Annotated in this window: 15 protein-coding genes and 1 pseudogene; 15 read left to right on the top strand and 1 reads right to left on the bottom strand. The window is 41.8% G+C overall.

Translation table 11 applies throughout. The annotated features are described in order from the left end of the window. Positions 1-96: 96 nt before the first annotated feature. From rnpA to gap, 10 genes are all read left to right on the top strand, one after another. The gene (rnpA, locus tag D8852_RS09465; RefSeq protein ID WP_000748124.1) at positions 97-468 is read left to right on the top strand and encodes a ribonuclease P protein component; all 372 of its coding nucleotides are present in this window, start codon (positions 97-99) and stop codon (positions 466-468) included. Continuing rightward, entirely contained in the window at positions 443-1,255 is an 813-nt protein-coding gene (locus tag D8852_RS09470; protein WP_084925119.1) for a YidC/Oxa1 family membrane protein insertase, read from the top strand. Before rnpA ends, D8852_RS09470 begins: the two co-directional genes overlap by 26 nt. Positions 1,256-1,272: 17 nt before the next feature. Further along, the gene (jag, locus tag D8852_RS09475) at positions 1,273-2,262 is read left to right on the top strand and encodes an RNA-binding cell elongation regulator Jag/EloR (RefSeq protein WP_125425878.1); all 990 of its coding nucleotides are present in this window, start codon (positions 1,273-1,275) and stop codon (positions 2,260-2,262) included. A gap of 50 nt (positions 2,263-2,312) precedes the next feature. After that, positions 2,313-2,936, top strand: a complete 624-nt coding sequence (locus tag D8852_RS09480) for a ribonuclease P (RefSeq protein WP_125425876.1) — start codon at positions 2,313-2,315, stop codon at positions 2,934-2,936. 117 nt (positions 2,937-3,053) lie between these two features. Then, positions 3,054-5,030 (top strand): transketolase, encoded by a 1,977-nt coding sequence (gene tkt, locus D8852_RS09485; protein WP_125425874.1) that lies wholly within the window; start codon positions 3,054-3,056, stop codon positions 5,028-5,030. Positions 5,031-5,149: 119 nt separating this feature from the next. Further along, on the top strand, positions 5,150-5,470 hold the full coding sequence (gene yajC / locus D8852_RS09490; RefSeq protein WP_084972885.1) for a preprotein translocase subunit YajC: 321 nt from the start codon (positions 5,150-5,152) through the stop codon (positions 5,468-5,470). Between the two features lie 47 nt (positions 5,471-5,517). Further along, positions 5,518-5,961 (top strand): low molecular weight protein-tyrosine-phosphatase, encoded by a 444-nt coding sequence (locus tag D8852_RS09495; protein ID WP_125425872.1) that lies wholly within the window; start codon positions 5,518-5,520, stop codon positions 5,959-5,961. Next, complete coding sequence (locus tag D8852_RS09500) at positions 5,948-6,358, top strand: MORN repeat-containing protein (protein WP_125425870.1); 411 nt, start codon at positions 5,948-5,950, stop codon at positions 6,356-6,358. Before D8852_RS09495 ends, D8852_RS09500 begins: the two co-directional genes overlap by 14 nt. A gap of 298 nt (positions 6,359-6,656) precedes the next feature. Then, positions 6,657-9,308 (top strand): bifunctional acetaldehyde-CoA/alcohol dehydrogenase, encoded by a 2,652-nt coding sequence (gene adhE, locus D8852_RS09505; RefSeq protein ID WP_084946773.1) that lies wholly within the window; start codon positions 6,657-6,659, stop codon positions 9,306-9,308. A gap of 293 nt (positions 9,309-9,601) precedes the next feature. Next, a complete protein-coding gene (gap, locus tag D8852_RS09510; protein WP_000260669.1) occupies positions 9,602-10,612 on the top strand; it encodes a type I glyceraldehyde-3-phosphate dehydrogenase in 1,011 nt (336 codons plus the stop codon). Positions 10,613-10,679: 67 nt separating this feature from the next. Here the strand turns inward: gap and D8852_RS09515 are convergent, their stop codons facing one another. Further along, on the bottom strand, positions 10,680-11,555 hold the full coding sequence (locus D8852_RS09515) for an RluA family pseudouridine synthase (RefSeq protein WP_125425868.1): 876 nt from the start codon (positions 11,553-11,555) through the stop codon (positions 10,680-10,682). Between the two features lie 86 nt (positions 11,556-11,641). Between D8852_RS09515 and pbp2a the strand changes: the two genes are divergently transcribed. From pbp2a to D8852_RS10210, 5 genes and pseudogenes are all read left to right on the top strand, one after another. Next, on the top strand, positions 11,642-13,837 hold the full coding sequence (gene pbp2a, locus D8852_RS09520; protein ID WP_125425866.1) for a penicillin-binding protein PBP2A: 2,196 nt from the start codon (positions 11,642-11,644) through the stop codon (positions 13,835-13,837). A 52-nt stretch (positions 13,838-13,889) separates the two neighbouring features. Further along, positions 13,890-14,042, top strand: coding sequence for a 50S ribosomal protein L33 (gene rpmG / locus D8852_RS09525; RefSeq protein ID WP_001809375.1), 153 nt, complete (start codon positions 13,890-13,892; stop codon positions 14,040-14,042). Between the two features lie 9 nt (positions 14,043-14,051). Continuing rightward, on the top strand, positions 14,052-14,228 hold the full coding sequence (secE, locus tag D8852_RS09530; protein WP_000505776.1) for a preprotein translocase subunit SecE: 177 nt from the start codon (positions 14,052-14,054) through the stop codon (positions 14,226-14,228). Between the two features lie 52 nt (positions 14,229-14,280). Continuing rightward, positions 14,281-14,817 (top strand): transcription termination/antitermination protein NusG, encoded by a 537-nt coding sequence (nusG, locus tag D8852_RS09535; RefSeq protein ID WP_000376728.1) that lies wholly within the window; start codon positions 14,281-14,283, stop codon positions 14,815-14,817. Positions 14,818-14,937: 120 nt separating this feature from the next. Continuing rightward, a pseudogene (locus D8852_RS10210) lies at positions 14,938-15,062 on the top strand (sigma-70 family RNA polymerase sigma factor); the annotation flags it as partial.

Below are 15,062 nucleotides of genomic sequence, written 5' to 3' on the forward strand. Positions count from 1 at the left end.
GAAAAAGGCCTTTATGTCTATAATTGACGGTATTTGTCTAGCTTTTATTGAGGGAAATTGTTATAATAGTAGTAATTTAATAGATGGAGTTGAGTTTTGAAGAAAAGCTTTCGTGTAAAAAGAGAGAAAGATTTTAAGGCTATTTTCACGGATGGAACAAGTTTTGCTAATCGTAAATTTGTTGTCTACCAATTGGAAAATCAGAAAAGTCATTTTCGAGTAGGGCTGTCCGTCAGTAAGAAATTAGGGAATGCAGTCACTAGAAATCAAATTAAAAGACGGATTCGACACATTTTGCTAAGTGTAAGGGAGCAGTTAGCTGATAACGTTGATTTTGTCGTAATTGCTCGAAAAGGGGTTGAAGGCTTGGATTATGCAGAAATGGAGAAAAATCTACTCCACGTATTAAAGTTATCAAAGATTTACCGGGAAGGAATTAGGAGTGAAAAAGAAACTACAGTTGACTAGTTTGCTGGGCTTGTCCTTATTTTTCATGACAGCCTGTGGGACAAGCGATGTTGCAGCAGATTCTACAGATATATGGAGTAAATTTGTCTATTTTTTTGCTGAAATCATCCGCTTCTTGTCCTTTGACGTTAGTATCGGAGTGGGGATTATCCTCTTTACGATCCTGATTCGTACGATTCTATTGCCGGTCTTTCAGACTCAGATGGTGGCCTCTAGAAAAATGCAAGAGGCTCAACCACGCATCAAGGCTCTGCAAGAACAATATCCAGGTCGTGATATGGAAAGTAGAACCAAGCTGGATCAGGAGATGCGGAAGGTCTATAAAGAATTAGGGGTCAAACACTCTTCTTCTCTCTGGCCGATTTTGATTCAAATGCCGGTTCTCTTGGCTCTCTTCCAAGCCTTGACTCGAGTAGACTTTTTGAAAACAGGGCATTTTTTGTGGGTGAACCTTGGGGGAGTAGACACAAGCTTTATCCTTCCGATTTTGGCAGCAGTCTTTACCTTCTTAAGCAGTTGGTTATCGAATAAGGCTTTACCTGAAAGAAGTGGAGCTATGACAGGGATGATGTACGGGATGCCTGTACTGATCTTTATCTTTGCCATCTCTTCACCTAGTGGCGTAGCCTTGTACTGGGCAGTATCCAATGCTTATCAAGTTTTGCAAACCTACTTCTTAAATAATCCTTTTAAGATTATTGCAGCGCGTGAGGCGGAAGTACAAGCTAAAAAAGATTTGGAAAATAGAAAAAGAAAAGCCAAGAAAAAGGCTCAGAAAACGAAATAATAAGGAGGAATCTGATAATGGTATTATTTACAGGTTCAACTGTTGAAGAAGCAATCCAGAAAGGATTGAAAGAGTTAGGTATTCCGAGAATGAAGACTCACATCAAGGTCGTGTCCAAAGAGAAGAAAGGTTTTTTAGGCTTATTTGGGAAAAAACCAGCTCAAGTTGATATTGAGGCGATTAGTGAGACGACTGTGATTAAGGCCAATCAACAAGCTGTAAAAGGTGTTCCGAAAGAGATCAATGAACAAAACGAACCTGTTAAGACAGTAACAGAGGCGACAGTTGATCTTGGTCATGTTGTTGAGGCGATCAAAAAAATAGAAGAGGAAGGTCAGGGTGTTTCTGATGAAATCAAGGCTGAAATCTTGAAAAATGAGAAACATGCTAGCACGATCTTAGAAGAAACAGGTCACATCGCGATTTTAAATGAATTGCAGACAGGAGATGCTGGAGTGGAAGACCCAGCAGAGTGTGAAGAATTTGTATCTATGTCAGAATCGGTAGAAAGCCAGTCTTTGGAAGATCTAGGTTTGAAGGTGGAGCCGAGTTATGACATCGAACAAGTAGCAACTCAAGTGGCTAACTATGTTCAAACCATTGTGGACGATATGGATGTTGAAGGGACGATTTCAAGCGACTACAATCGTCGTACGATTAATCTTCAAATCGATACCAATGAGCCTGGTCGTATTATCGGCTATCATGGGAAAGTATTGAAAGCACTTCAGCTTTTGGCGCAAAACTACCTCTACAATCGCTATTCAAGAACTTTCTACATCACGATCAACGTCAATGACTATGTGGAGCATCGTGCAGAAGTGTTGCAAACCTACGCTCAAAAATTGGCGAATCGCGTTTTGGAGGAGGGTCGTAGCCAGCAAACAGATCCAATGTCGAATAGCGAACGCAAGATTATCCATCGCATTATTTCACGCATGGATGGAGTGACCAGCTATTCTGAGGGCGATGAGCCAAATCGCTATGTAGTTGTAGATACAGAATAAACAAAATCAGGCTTGTCCTGATTTTTTGTTAGAAAAGGGAGAAGAAACAGATGATGGAAGCAATCAAGAACTATCTATCTTATGCAGGTATCCAATATCGTCATCCAGATAAGGCTGGAGATGAGCGAGAGAAGATGCTGGAATTGCGCCACAAAGGGCAGGAGGCTCGCAAGGCTTTTACGAACTTAGCCAAGGCCTTCCAAGAAAAGCATTCAGAATGGCAACTGCAACAGACTAGTCAGTGGATGAATCAAGCGCAACGCTTGCGACCGCATTTCTGGGTCTATCTACAAAGAGAGGGGGAGGTGACAGAACCCATGTTGGCGCTGCGTTTGTATGGAAATCCCTCAGACTCGGGTATTTCCTTAGAAGTCAGTTTCATCGAGCGCAAGAAAGATGAGCAGACTCTGGGCAAACAAGCCAAGGTTTTAGATATTTCACCGGTAGAAGGAATGTATTATCTAGTATATACCGACGACCAGAGTCAAAAGGTAGAAGCCACAGAAGAAGATCGTCTGCTCTTACGCGAGAAGGTGCAATGTCAGGAAATTCGTAAAGTTTTGGTCAAGTCAGATATTTCTTTCTTAGAAGATCAGCCATTAGAAGCAATTTTAGAAAAGTTAGAAGATGCTTATTCTCGCCTACTTCCTTACTATGAGGTGACGAGGGGATAGAAAATCAAATGTGTTAGATGAACGCAAATTGTTTTATTGCTATTCTATGCATTTTTTCATATAATAGTAAAATAGAATGTGTGAACTACTAATCGTCTCAAAGAGAAAGGAAATTCTATGTCAAATCTATCTGTTAATGCAATTCGTTTTCTAGGTATTGACGCCATCAACAAAGCAAACTCAGGTCACCCAGGGGTGGTTATGGGAGCGGCTCCAATGGCCTATAGCCTCTTTACAAAGCAACTTCGTATCAATCCTGCTCAACCAAACTGGATCAACCGCGACCGCTTTATTCTTTCAGCAGGTCACGGCTCTATGCTTCTTTATGCCCTTCTTCACCTTTCTGGTTTTGAAGATGTTAGCATGGATGAAGTCAAGAACTTCCGTCAATGGGGTTCAAAAACACCAGGTCACCCAGAATTTGGGCATACAGCAGGGGTTGATGCGACAACTGGTCCTCTAGGGCAAGGGATTTCGACTGCCACTGGTTTTGCCCAAGCAGAACGTTTCCTTGCAGCCAAATATAACCGCGAAGGCTATAATATCTTTGACCACTATACTTATGTGATCTGTGGCGACGGAGACTTGATGGAAGGTGTCTCAAGTGAGGCGGCTTCATACGCAGGTTTGCAAAAACTTGACAAGTTGGTGGTTCTTTATGATTCAAATGACATCAACTTGGATGGTGAGACAAAGGATTCTTTCACTGAAAGTGTTCGTGACCGTTACAACGCCTACGGTTGGCATACAGCCTTGGTTGAAGATGGAACAGACTTGGAAGCAATCCATGCTGCTATCGAAGCAGCCAAAGCTTCAGGAAAACCATCTTTGATTGAAGTGAAGACTGTTATTGGATACGGTTCTCCAAACAAACAAGGAACTAATGCTGTACACGGTGCTCCTCTTGGAGCAGATGAAACTGCGGCTACTCGCCAAGCGCTCGGTTGGGACTATGAACCATTTGAAATTCCAGCTGAAGTTTATGCTGATTTTAAAGAAAATGTTGCAGACCGTGGTGCATCAGCTTATCAAGCTTGGACAAAACTAGTTGCTGATTATAAAGAAGCTTATCCAGAACTTGCAGCAGAAGTAGAAGCCATCATTGACGGACGTGATCCAGTTGAAGTGACTCCAGCAGACTTCCCAGCCTTAGAAAATGGCTTCTCTCAAGCAACTCGTAATTCGAGCCAAGATGCTTTGAACGTTGTGGCAGCTAAGTTGCCAACTTTCCTAGGTGGATCAGCTGACCTAGCTCACTCAAACATGACTTACATCAAAACAGATGGACTTCAAGACGATGCCAATCGCTTGAATCGAAACATTCAGTTTGGTGTTCGTGAATTTGCAATGGGAACGATCTTGAACGGGATGGCCCTTCATGGTGGACTTCGTGTTTACGGCGGGACTTTCTTCGTATTTTCTGACTATCTCAAGGCTGCCGTTCGTTTATCAGCTTTACAGGGTCTTCCTGTGACCTATGTCTTCACCCATGACTCTATTGCGGTTGGTGAAGATGGTCCAACTCACGAACCAGTTGAACACTTAGCAGGTCTTCGTGCGATGCCAAATCTGAATGTTTTCCGTCCAGCAGATGCGCGTGAAACTCAAGCAGCTTGGTACCTTGCAGTGACAAGTGAGAAAACACCGACTGCCCTTGTCTTGACACGTCAAAACTTGACTGTTGAAGAAGGGACAGACTTTGGCAAGGTTGCAAAAGGTGCCTATGTTGTCTATGAAAATGCAGCTGACTTTGATACCATCTTGATTGCAACAGGTTCTGAGGTCAATCTCGCTGTCGCAGCTGCCAAAGAATTAGCTAGCCAAGGCGCAAAAGTCCGTGTAGTCAGCATGCCATCGACAGATGTCTTTGATAAACAAGGCGCAGCATACAAGGAAGAAATCCTTCCAAATGCAGTTCGTCGCCGTGTTGCCGTCGAAATGGGAGCAACTCAAAACTGGTACAAATATGTTGGTCTTGATGGTGCAGTTCTCGGTATTGATACCTTCGGAGCATCTGCCCCAGCACCAAAAGTATTGGCAGAATATGGCTTTACTGTCGAAAATCTTGTAAAAGTCGTTCAAAACTTGAAATAATCGCAGAAAAATCAGAGTGGAAACTCTGATTTTTTTATTGCCATAAAACAAGGCACAACCTTGTAAAAGTAGCTGAAATTTGATATAGTAGTTCTATGTAAAATACAAAGGAGAAAACAATGGATCCAAATATTACTTTCTTAATCATGCTTGTAGGGATGATGGCCTTGATGTTCTTTATGCAACGTTCTCAAAAGAAACAAGCGCAAAAGCGTATGGAAAGCTTGAACAAGCTTCAAAAAGGCTATGAAGTCATTACAATCGGCGGACTTTACGGAACAGTGGATGAAGTAGATACTGAGAAGAAAACAATCGTACTGGATGTAGATGGCGTTTATTTGACTTTCGAATTGACTGCAATCAAGACAGTGTTGCCACTCAAAGAGGCTGTGACACCAGAAGGAGCAGTTATCGACGAAAGCGGAGCAATTGAAGAATAAAACGGGATCTATCACTCCCGTTTTTCTATGAGATGAGAGGAAAAGGGATGAAAAAAATAGTATTTGTTTGCCTAGGAAATATTTGCCGCAGCCCCATGGCAGAGTTTGTGATGAAATCCATAACGAGTGATTATCAAGTTGAGAGTCGTGCAACATCATCATGGGAACATGGCAATCCGATTCATAAGGGAACGCAAGGGATTTTCCAGCAGTATCAGATCCCGTATGATAAAGACAAAACATCGCTTCAGATTGGCAGAGAAGACTTTGAGTCGTTTGATTACATTATCGGTATGGATGCCTCAAACGTTTCAGATCTGCGTCAAATGTGTCCTCAGGAACTACAGCACAAAATCTACTCTTTTGCATCTGAAAGTGTTCCAGATCCTTGGTATACAGGAGATTTTGAGGAAACCTATGCGCGTATCACAAATGGATGCCAAAGCTGGTTAGACCGTTTAGAAAATGAGAGTGACAATGGAAAAGTTTAAAGAAATCTTCGAAAAATATCGAGTATATCTAACTCGCCCACGTGTAGAGATTACAACAGTCCTTCTAATCGCTATCTGTGCCATCTCGGTTTTTCTACTAAACACACCTAAACAGGGTGTTCTGACACTTGATAATGGTGCACTTGTTTATGATGGAACCGTGGTAAGAGGAAAGATGAATGGTCAAGGAACCCTGACCTTTGAAAATGGTGATCAATACACAGGTGAGTTCAACAATGGGGCCTTCAATGGTAAAGGAACCTTCCAGTCCAAATCTGGCTGGAAATATGAAGGTGATTTTGTAAATGGCCAGGCTGAAGGTCAAGGGAAGTTGACCACAGAGCAAGAAGTTGTCTATGAAGGCAGCTTTAAACAAGGTGTCTTTCAACAAAAATAATAGCCTCCTAATCAGGGGGCTATTGTTAAAAACGAAAAAGAAAACGCTTTCTAGAAGTGGAGTCGATGTCTGATTATCAACGATAAAAAACTTTGTGAAATAAAAAATTTTTATCACAATTTCACAATCATCCAAGCAAAACTCTATTGCGTAGCCGTATTGAGAAAAAATTCACAATATCATAAAATTTCTTTGTGAAATGCTTATGAAACGGTTTACAAAGTCTTGAAAAAGAGTTATAATAAACTTGTGAAAAAATTAACAAAGGATTAAATCCTTGAAGTCTATGGAGGACAATATGGCTGATAAAAAAACGTTAACACCTGAGGAAAAACAACTCGCTGCTGAAAAGCATGTCGACGGGTTAGTGAAAAAAGCCTTGGTTGCGCTTGATGAAATGCGCAAGTTGAACCAAGAGCAAGTTGACTATATCGTGGCAAAAGCTTCGGTTGCAGCTCTTGATGCACATGGTATCCTTGCACAACATGCGGTTGAAGAAACTGGTCGTGGGGTATTTGAAGATAAGGCAACAAAAAACCTTTTTGCCTGTGAGCACGTTGTGAATAATATGCGTGGTGTTAAAACTGTTGGAGTTATCGAAGATGATCCAGTTACAGGCTTGACTAAAATTGCAGAACCTGTCGGTGTAGTGTGTGGTGTCACTCCAACAACGAACCCAACATCAACAGCTATTTTCAAATCATTGATTGCTTTGAAAACACGTAATCCAATCGTGTTTGCTTTCCACCCATCAGCTCAAGAATCTTCTGCTCACGCAGCACAAATCGTTCGTGATGCAGCTATCGCGGCTGGAGCACCTGAAAACTGTGTTCAATGGATTACAGAACCATCTATGGAAGCAACTGGAGCGCTTATGAACCACGAAGGTGTTGCAACTATCCTTGCGACTGGTGGTAATGCTATGGTTAAGGCGGCTTACTCATGTGGGAAACCAGCTCTTGGGGTAGGTGCCGGAAACGTTCCTGCTTATGTAGAAAAATCTGCTGACCTCCGTCAAGCTGCTCATGATATCGTCATGTCTAAATCATTTGACAATGGTATGGTCTGTGCATCAGAGCAAGCGGTTATCATTGATAAAGAAGTCTATGACGAATTTGTAGAAGAATTCAAATCATACCACACTTACTTTGTAAACAAAAAAGAAAAAGCACTTCTTGAAGAATTCTGTTTTGGCGTGAAAGCAAACAGCAAAAACTGTGCAGGCGCTAAACTAAATGCAAACATCGTTGGTAAACCAGCTGCATGGATTGCAGAACAAGCAGGATTCAGCGTTCCAGAAGGAACAAACATCTTGGCTGCAGAATGTGCAGAAGTAGGACCAAAAGAACCATTGACTCGTGAAAAATTGTCACCAGTTATCGCTGTCCTAAAAGCTGAAGATACAGAAGACGGTCTTACAAAAGCACGTCAAATGGTTGAGTTTAACGGACTTGGTCACTCAGCGGCCATCCATACAAAAGACGAAGCTCTTGCTAAACGCTTTGGTACAGAAATCAAAGCAATGCGTATTATCTGGAACTCTCCATCTACTTTCGGTGGTATCGGTGACGTATACAATGCCTTCATCCCATCATTGACACTTGGATGTGGTTCATACGGACGCAACTCAGTTGGTGATAACGTGAGCGCTATTAACCTTCTAAACATCAAGAAAGTAGGGAAACGTAGAAATAATATGCAATGGTTTAAAGTTCCTTCAAAAATTTACTTCGAACGCAATTCTATCCAATACCTTCAAACTTGTGAAGATATTGAACGCGTTATGATCGTTACAGACAAATCTATCGAAAAACTTGGCTTTGTTCAACGTGTTATTGATCAATTGAACGCACGTAACAACCGTGTAACGATCCAAGTCTTCTCAGATGTTGAACCAGATCCAGACATCACAACTGTAGAACGTGGTGCTGAAGTGATGAAAGCATTTGAACCAGACACTATCATCGCTCTTGGTGGAGGTTCTCCAATGGACGCGGCTAAAGTGATGTGGCTCTTCTACGAACAACCAGAAATTGACTTCCGTGACTTGGTTCAAAAATTCATGGACATCCGTAAACGTGCCTTCCGCTTCCCATCACTTGGTAAGAAAGCGAAATACATCGGTATTCCAACAACTTCAGGTACAGGTTCAGAAGTGACACCATTTGCCGTTATCTCTGATAAGAAAAACAACCGCAAATACCCATTGGCTGACTACTCATTGACACCAACTATTGCCATTGTTGACCCTGCTTTGGTTGAATCCGTTCCAGACTTCATCGCTGCTGATACAGGTATGGACGTCTTGACTCACGCTACTGAAGCCTACACTTCAAACTTTGCTAACGACTACACAGACGGTATCGCGCTTCAAACTATCAAGCTTGTCTTTGAATGGTTGGAAAAATCTGTTAAGACAGCTGACCCAGAAGCTCGCGAAAAAATGCATAATGCGTCTACAATGGCTGGTATGGCCTTTGCTAATGCCTTCCTTGGTATGAGCCACTCAATGGCTCACAAGATTGGTGGTGTTCACCATACTGTTCACGGACGTACAAACGCAATCTTGCTTCCATACGTCATCCGTTACAACGGTACTCGTCCATCTAAGACCACTACATGGCCTAAGTACAACTACTGGAAAGCTGATGAGAAATTCCAAGACATCGCGAAAATGCTTGGATTGCCTCACTCAACTCCAGAAGAAGCGGTTGAAGCTTATGCCAAAGCAGTTTACGATCTTGGTGAAGCAGTCGGAATCACAATGAACTTCAAAGGCTTTGGAATCGATGAAAAAGTTTGGAAAGACAGCTTGCATGAAATCGCCTTGCTTGCTTATGAAGATCAATGTTCACCTGCAAACCCACGCTTACCAATGGTAGCTGACATGGAAGAAATCATGGCAGATGCTTACTATGGTTATGCAGAACGTCCAGGACGTCGTAAATAATCGTTTATCAGCCTAGAGGCAGGAGTTATCCTGTCTCTTTTCATAGTCCTATTTCTGAAGTTAGAGTTGAACTATGAGAAGATTATGCGGATAGGATAGAAGGTCCTAGAAATAAAAGCTTAGGTGAATGAAGGGGATTGAAAAGTAGAAAAGCAAGAGAGAAAAACAACGCCCGTACTTGCAATTCTACTTAAATAGTTATATAATAATAATGTTGAAAGGTGATTTGTAGTGATTCAAGTTACTCTTTTCACAATAAAATTTTCAGGATTTTCATAAGGAGGAAATCACTAATGGTAGTTAAAGTTGGTATTAACGGTTTCGGACGTATCGGTCGTCTTGCTTTCCGCCGTATCCAAAACGTAGAAGGTGTTGAAGTTACTCGCATCAACGACCTTACAGATCCAGTTATGCTTGCACACTTGTTGAAATACGACACAACTCAAGGTCGTTTCGACGGTACTGTAGAAGTTAAAGAAGGTGGATTTGAAGTTAACGGTAAATTCATCCGTGTTTCTGCTGAACGTGATCCAGAACAAATCGACTGGGCTACTGACGGTGTAGAAATCGTTCTTGAAGCAACTGGTTTCTTTGCTAAGAAAGCAGCGGCTGAAAAACACTTGCACGCTGGCGGAGCTAAAAAAGTTGTTATCACTGCTCCTGGTGGAAACGATGTTAAAACAGTTGTATTCAACACTAACCACGACGTTCTTGATGGTACTGAAACAGTTATCTCAGGTGCTTCATGTACTACAAACTGCTTGGCTCCAATGGCTAAAGCTCTTCAAGACAACTTCGGTGTTGTAGAAGGATTGATGACAACTATCCACGCTTACACTGGTGACCAAATGATCCTTGACGGACCACACCGTGGTGGTGACCTTCGCCGTGCTCGCGCTGGTGCAGCAAACATCGTTCCTAACTCAACTGGTGCTGCTAAAGCTATCGGTCTTGTAATCCCAGAATTGAACGGTAAACTTGACGGATCTGCACAACGTGTTCCAACTCCAACTGGATCAGTTACTGAATTGGTAGCAGTTCTTGAAAAGAACGTTACTGTTGATGAAGTAAACGCAGCTATGAAAGCAGCAGCTAACGAATCATACGGTTACACAGAAGATCCAATCGTATCTTCAGATATCGTAGGTATGTCTTACGGTTCATTGTTTGACGCAACTCAAACTAAAGTTCTTGATGTTGATGGTAAACAATTGGTTAAAGTTGTATCATGGTACGACAACGAAATGTCATACACTGCACAACTTGTTCGTACTCTTGAATACTTTGCAAAAATCGCTAAATAATTCTTGAGTCGATAAAAGCAAGGCCACGTGGTCTTGCTTTTTCTATATATAAAAATGGATGATAGTGTCATCCATTTTGTTTTAATTCTGTTTCGAAAGTATCCGAGAGGGCGGTAAAACTCAATTTTTCTAAGGTGAGTGGATGGGTAAAGGATAGTCGGAAGGCATGGAGCATCAGCCGGCTTGCTTTTGATCTAGAGTTATAGAGAGGATCGCCTAGGATAGGATGCTTGTGATAAGAGAGGTGAACACGAATCTGATGCGTTCGACCGGTCTTTAGTTTGCAACGAACCAGAGAAGTCTTGTTTGGAAATTGCTTTAATCGACTGATATGCGTTTCAGCCTGTTGCCCATTTTTAGAATCTACTACTCGTTTTCTGCGATCGTGTCGATCACGACCAATTTTATCTCGGAAGATAAGTTCTTTGCTCCCTACTTGCCCCTCTACGAATGCCCAGTATTCACGAGCGATTTCCTTTTTCTCCAATAAACGATTGAGAATAGGAAGGATAAAAGGATTTTTAGCGAAAAGCACTAAACCGCTTGTTTCCATATCCAGGCGATGAACGACATAGCAGGTTTGGCCAACGTAGGCAGAGACATGGTTGAGAAGGGCGATTTCATCAGGTTGATTTCCATGGGTTTTCATACCCTCAGGTTTGTTGACGATAATGAGATGTTGGTCTTGATAAACTTCTTGAATGAGGGCTGGATTGCCCCAAAGGATTTCTTTTTGGGGATAATCTTCCTCGTCGAAAGTCAACTGGCAAACATCCCCTGGTTTGACCATCTCGTTCCAGTGAACTTCTTTGTGATTAATTAAGATGTTCTTCTTGATTCTCAAAAAATGGCGGATTTTTCTAGGGATGAGGAGTTGTTCCTCTAGGAATTGTTTGACCGTCATTTGAGGCAAGGATTCGGGTAATGTAAATGTGAATTGCATACAGATATTGTAACAAAAAAAGCCCTATTTGGATAGGGAATAGCTAAATTCTTGAGTTCCTATGGTGAAGATGATAAAATAAACGCATGAAATTAGATAAATTATTTGAGAAGTTCCTTTCTCTCTTTAAAAAAGAAACGAATGAATCGGCAGAGTCTGATTCGACTAGCATGCGTCGTTCACGGAGCGATAGAAAAAAATTGTCACAAGTGGGTTCAGTTCGGAAATTTTGGCGTCGTTATCATCTGACAAAGATTGTCATCATTTTAGGGTTAAGTGCTGGTTTGCTAGTTGGGACCTACCTATTTGCAATAGCCAAGTCTACCAATGTCAATGACTTGCAAAATGCCTTGAAAACGCGAACTCTGATTTTTGACCGCGAAGAAAAAGAGGCAGGAGCCCTATCAGGTCAAAAGGGAACCTATGTTGAACTGGCAGATATCAGTAAAGACTTGCAAAATGCTGTTGTCGCGACAGAGGACCGTTCCTTTTATAAAAATGATGGGATTAACTACGGTCGTTTCTTTCTAGCTATCCTTACAGCGGGTCGTTCTGGAGGGGGATCCACTATCACTCAACAGTTGGCGAAAAATGCCTATCTTTCCCAGGACCAGACCGTTGAACGGAAGGCCAAGGAGTTTTTCCTCGCATTAGAGTTGACAAAAAAATACAGCAAGGAGCAAATACTTACGATGTACCTCAATAACGCCTACTTTGGAAATGGAGTATGGGGTGTTGAAGATGCAAGTAAGAAATATTTCGGTGTATCCGCTTCGCAACTAACACTTAATCAGGCGGCCACTCTAGCAGGGATGCTCAAGGGACCAGAATTGTATAATCCATTAAATTCTGTTGAGACTTCGACCAATCGTAGGGATACTGTTTTGCAAAATATGGTTGCAGCGGGCTATATTGATAAAAATCAAGAGACCGAAGCAGCTGGAGTAGATATGGCTTCTCAACTGCAAGATAAGTATGAGGGTAAAATTTCTGATTATCGTTATCCATCCTATTTTGATGCAGTTGTCAACGAAGCAGTTTCCAAGTACAATCTCACAGAAGAAGAGATTGTCAACAACGGCTATCGAATCTATACGGAACTTGACCAAAACTATCAAGCAAACATGCAGGTTATTTACGAAAACACTTCCCTATTTCCAACGGCAGAAGACGGAACGCATGCCGAATCAGGTAGTGTTGCTCTAGAGCCTAAAACAGGTGGGGTGCGTGGAGTTGTCGGTCGCGTAGCTGGTGATGACAAATCAGGATTCCGTAATTTCAACTATGCTACTCAGTCTAAGCGTAGCCCGGGTTCAACTATCAAACCTTTAGTGGTTTATACTCCAGCTGTGGAAGCCGGATGGGCTCTGAACAAACAACTGGACAACCACACCATGCAGTATGACAGTTATCAAGTAGACAACTATGCGGGTATTAAGACATCTCCAGAAGTACCTATGTATCAGGCCTTGGCGGAATCACTCAACCTACCAGCAGTTGCGACTGTAAATAAATTGGGGATTGACAAAGCTTTTGACGCTGGTGAGAGATTTGGCCTGAATATGGATAAAGTTGACCGAGTTCTTGGAGTTGCTCTTGGTGGAGGTGTGGAGACGAATCCTCTCCAGATGGCGCAAGCCTATGCAGCCTTTGCTAATGGAGGTCTAATGCCTGAAGCACATTTCATCACTCGTATTGAAAATGCCAGTGGTCAGGTCATCAAGAGTCATAAAAACTCCCAAAAACGAGTGATTGATAAGTCGGTAGCTGATAAAATGACCAGTATGATGCTAGGAACATTTACCAATGGTACAGGAATTAGTTCGTCGCCAGCGGATTACGTTATGGCTGGTAAAACAGGAACTACTGAGGCTGTTTTCAACCCTGAATATACCAGTGACCAGTGGGTGATTGGTTATACTCCAGATGTTGTAATCAGCCACTGGCTCGGCTTCCCAACAACAGATGAGAATCATTATCTAGCAGGGTCGACTTCTAATGGAGCAGCCCATGTCTTTAGAAGTATGGCTAATACTATCTTGCCTTATACTCCTGGCAGCACTTTTACGGTTGAGAATGCCTATAAGCAGAATGGCATTGCGCCAGAAAATACTAAAAAACAAGCTATTGAAAATGAGACGAACCAGTCCAAGGATCCGCTAGAAGATATTCGTAGTCGTGCTCAAAATCTTGTAGACGAAGCGGGACGTGCGATTTCGGATGCAAAGATAAAAGAAAAAGCCCAGACAATCTGGGACTCTTTCGTCAATCTCTTTCGTTAAGAGGCTTGTCAAAGCCTAGGTTTCTTGTTATAATAGATAAGATGGAGGCGTTATGGCACTAAAAAAAGCAAGCCTAGCTTGTGCAGTTTGTGGTTCAAGGAATTACTCAATCAAAATTAGTGGGAACCCCAAGCCAACACGACTAGAAGTAAATAAATTTTGTAAACATTGTGGAAAATATACGACACATAGAGAGACGAGATAGGAGAGAACGATGGGTTTTATTAAGGATATTTTTAAACTTCTTAAAGAAACAACTTGGCCAACTCGCAAAGAAAGCTGGAGAGATTTTCGCTCTATTATGGAATACACAGCCTTCTTTGTGGTGATCATTTACATTTTTGACCAGTTGATTGTTTCAGGTTTGATTCGATTTATTAACATTTTTTAGAAGAAAAGCGGAGAACTTCTGCTAGCTTTCTTCTATTATGAAAGGAAATATCATGGATAGTTTTGACAAAGGATGGTTTGTTCTACAAACATATTCTGGCTATGAAAATAAGGTAAAAGAAAATCTATTGCAACGTGCGCAAACATATAACATGTTGGATAATATTCTACGCGTTGAGATTCCAACACAAACCGTGCAAGTTGAGAAAAATGGAAAGAAAAAGGAAATTGAAGAGAATCGCTTTCCAGGTTATGTCCTTGTAGAAATGGTCATGACAGATGAAGCGTGGTTCGTTGTTCGAAACACACCTAACGTAACAGGATTCGTCGGGTCACACGGGAACAGATCAAAACCAACTCCGCTATTGGAACAAGAAATCCGTGATATTCTGGTTTCTATGGGACAAACGGTTCAAGAGTTCGATATTGACGTTGAAGTTGGCCAGACTGTCCGCATCATTGATGGCGCTTTTGCAGACTATACAGGTAAAATTACTGAAATTGATAACAACAAAGTGAAGATGATTATCTCTATGTTTGGTAATGACACGATTGCAGAAGTGAATCTCAACCAAATTGCAGAATTATAACCCCAGAGAGGCCAGGCCTCTCTTTTTGTATGCAGTTGAGGTAGCGAGAAGTATAGAATAGAGAAAGTAGACTCAGGGGCTCGCGCATTTTGTTAAACTAAATGCAGAAAGGAGAGGTCTATGAATCTAAAAGAGTTGTATGAAGAAAGTAAAGGGATTGTAAACAAGTGCCGCAAAGAATACCATTTACATCTGTGGGAGAAAGAGGACTGGGACCAGGAGGGGATGATGTGCCTGTATGAGCT

Origin of the sequence: Streptococcus mitis (assembly GCF_003942695.1) — a bacterium.
In the GTDB taxonomy this organism is placed as follows: Bacteria; Bacillota; Bacilli; order Lactobacillales; family Streptococcaceae; genus Streptococcus; species Streptococcus mitis_BD.

What these genes read in the sequence shown, in the direction of transcription:
- secE (WP_000505776.1), top strand. Translation starts at nt 14,052, where the DNA reads ATGGGTTTTATTAAGGATATTTTTAAACTTCTTAAAGAAACAACTTGG.
- D8852_RS09500 (WP_125425870.1), top strand. Translation starts at nt 5,948, where the DNA reads ATGGAAAAGTTTAAAGAAATCTTCGAAAAATATCGAGTATATCTAACT.
- D8852_RS09495 (WP_125425872.1), top strand. Translation starts at nt 5,518, where the DNA reads ATGAAAAAAATAGTATTTGTTTGCCTAGGAAATATTTGCCGCAGCCCC.
- rpmG (WP_001809375.1), top strand. Translation starts at nt 13,890, where the DNA reads ATGGCACTAAAAAAAGCAAGCCTAGCTTGTGCAGTTTGTGGTTCAAGG.
- D8852_RS09515 (WP_125425868.1), bottom strand. Translation starts at nt 11,555, where the DNA reads ATGCAATTCACATTTACATTACCCGAATCCTTGCCTCAAATGACGGTC.
- tkt (WP_125425874.1), top strand. Translation starts at nt 3,054, where the DNA reads ATGTCAAATCTATCTGTTAATGCAATTCGTTTTCTAGGTATTGACGCC.
- adhE (WP_084946773.1), top strand. Translation starts at nt 6,657, where the DNA reads ATGGCTGATAAAAAAACGTTAACACCTGAGGAAAAACAACTCGCTGCT.
- yajC (WP_084972885.1), top strand. Translation starts at nt 5,150, where the DNA reads ATGGATCCAAATATTACTTTCTTAATCATGCTTGTAGGGATGATGGCC.
- gap (WP_000260669.1), top strand. Translation starts at nt 9,602, where the DNA reads ATGGTAGTTAAAGTTGGTATTAACGGTTTCGGACGTATCGGTCGTCTT.
- pbp2a (WP_125425866.1), top strand. Translation starts at nt 11,642, where the DNA reads ATGAAATTAGATAAATTATTTGAGAAGTTCCTTTCTCTCTTTAAAAAA.
- nusG (WP_000376728.1), top strand. Translation starts at nt 14,281, where the DNA reads ATGGATAGTTTTGACAAAGGATGGTTTGTTCTACAAACATATTCTGGC.
- D8852_RS09480 (WP_125425876.1), top strand. Translation starts at nt 2,313, where the DNA reads ATGATGGAAGCAATCAAGAACTATCTATCTTATGCAGGTATCCAATAT.
- jag (WP_125425878.1), top strand. Translation starts at nt 1,273, where the DNA reads ATGGTATTATTTACAGGTTCAACTGTTGAAGAAGCAATCCAGAAAGGA.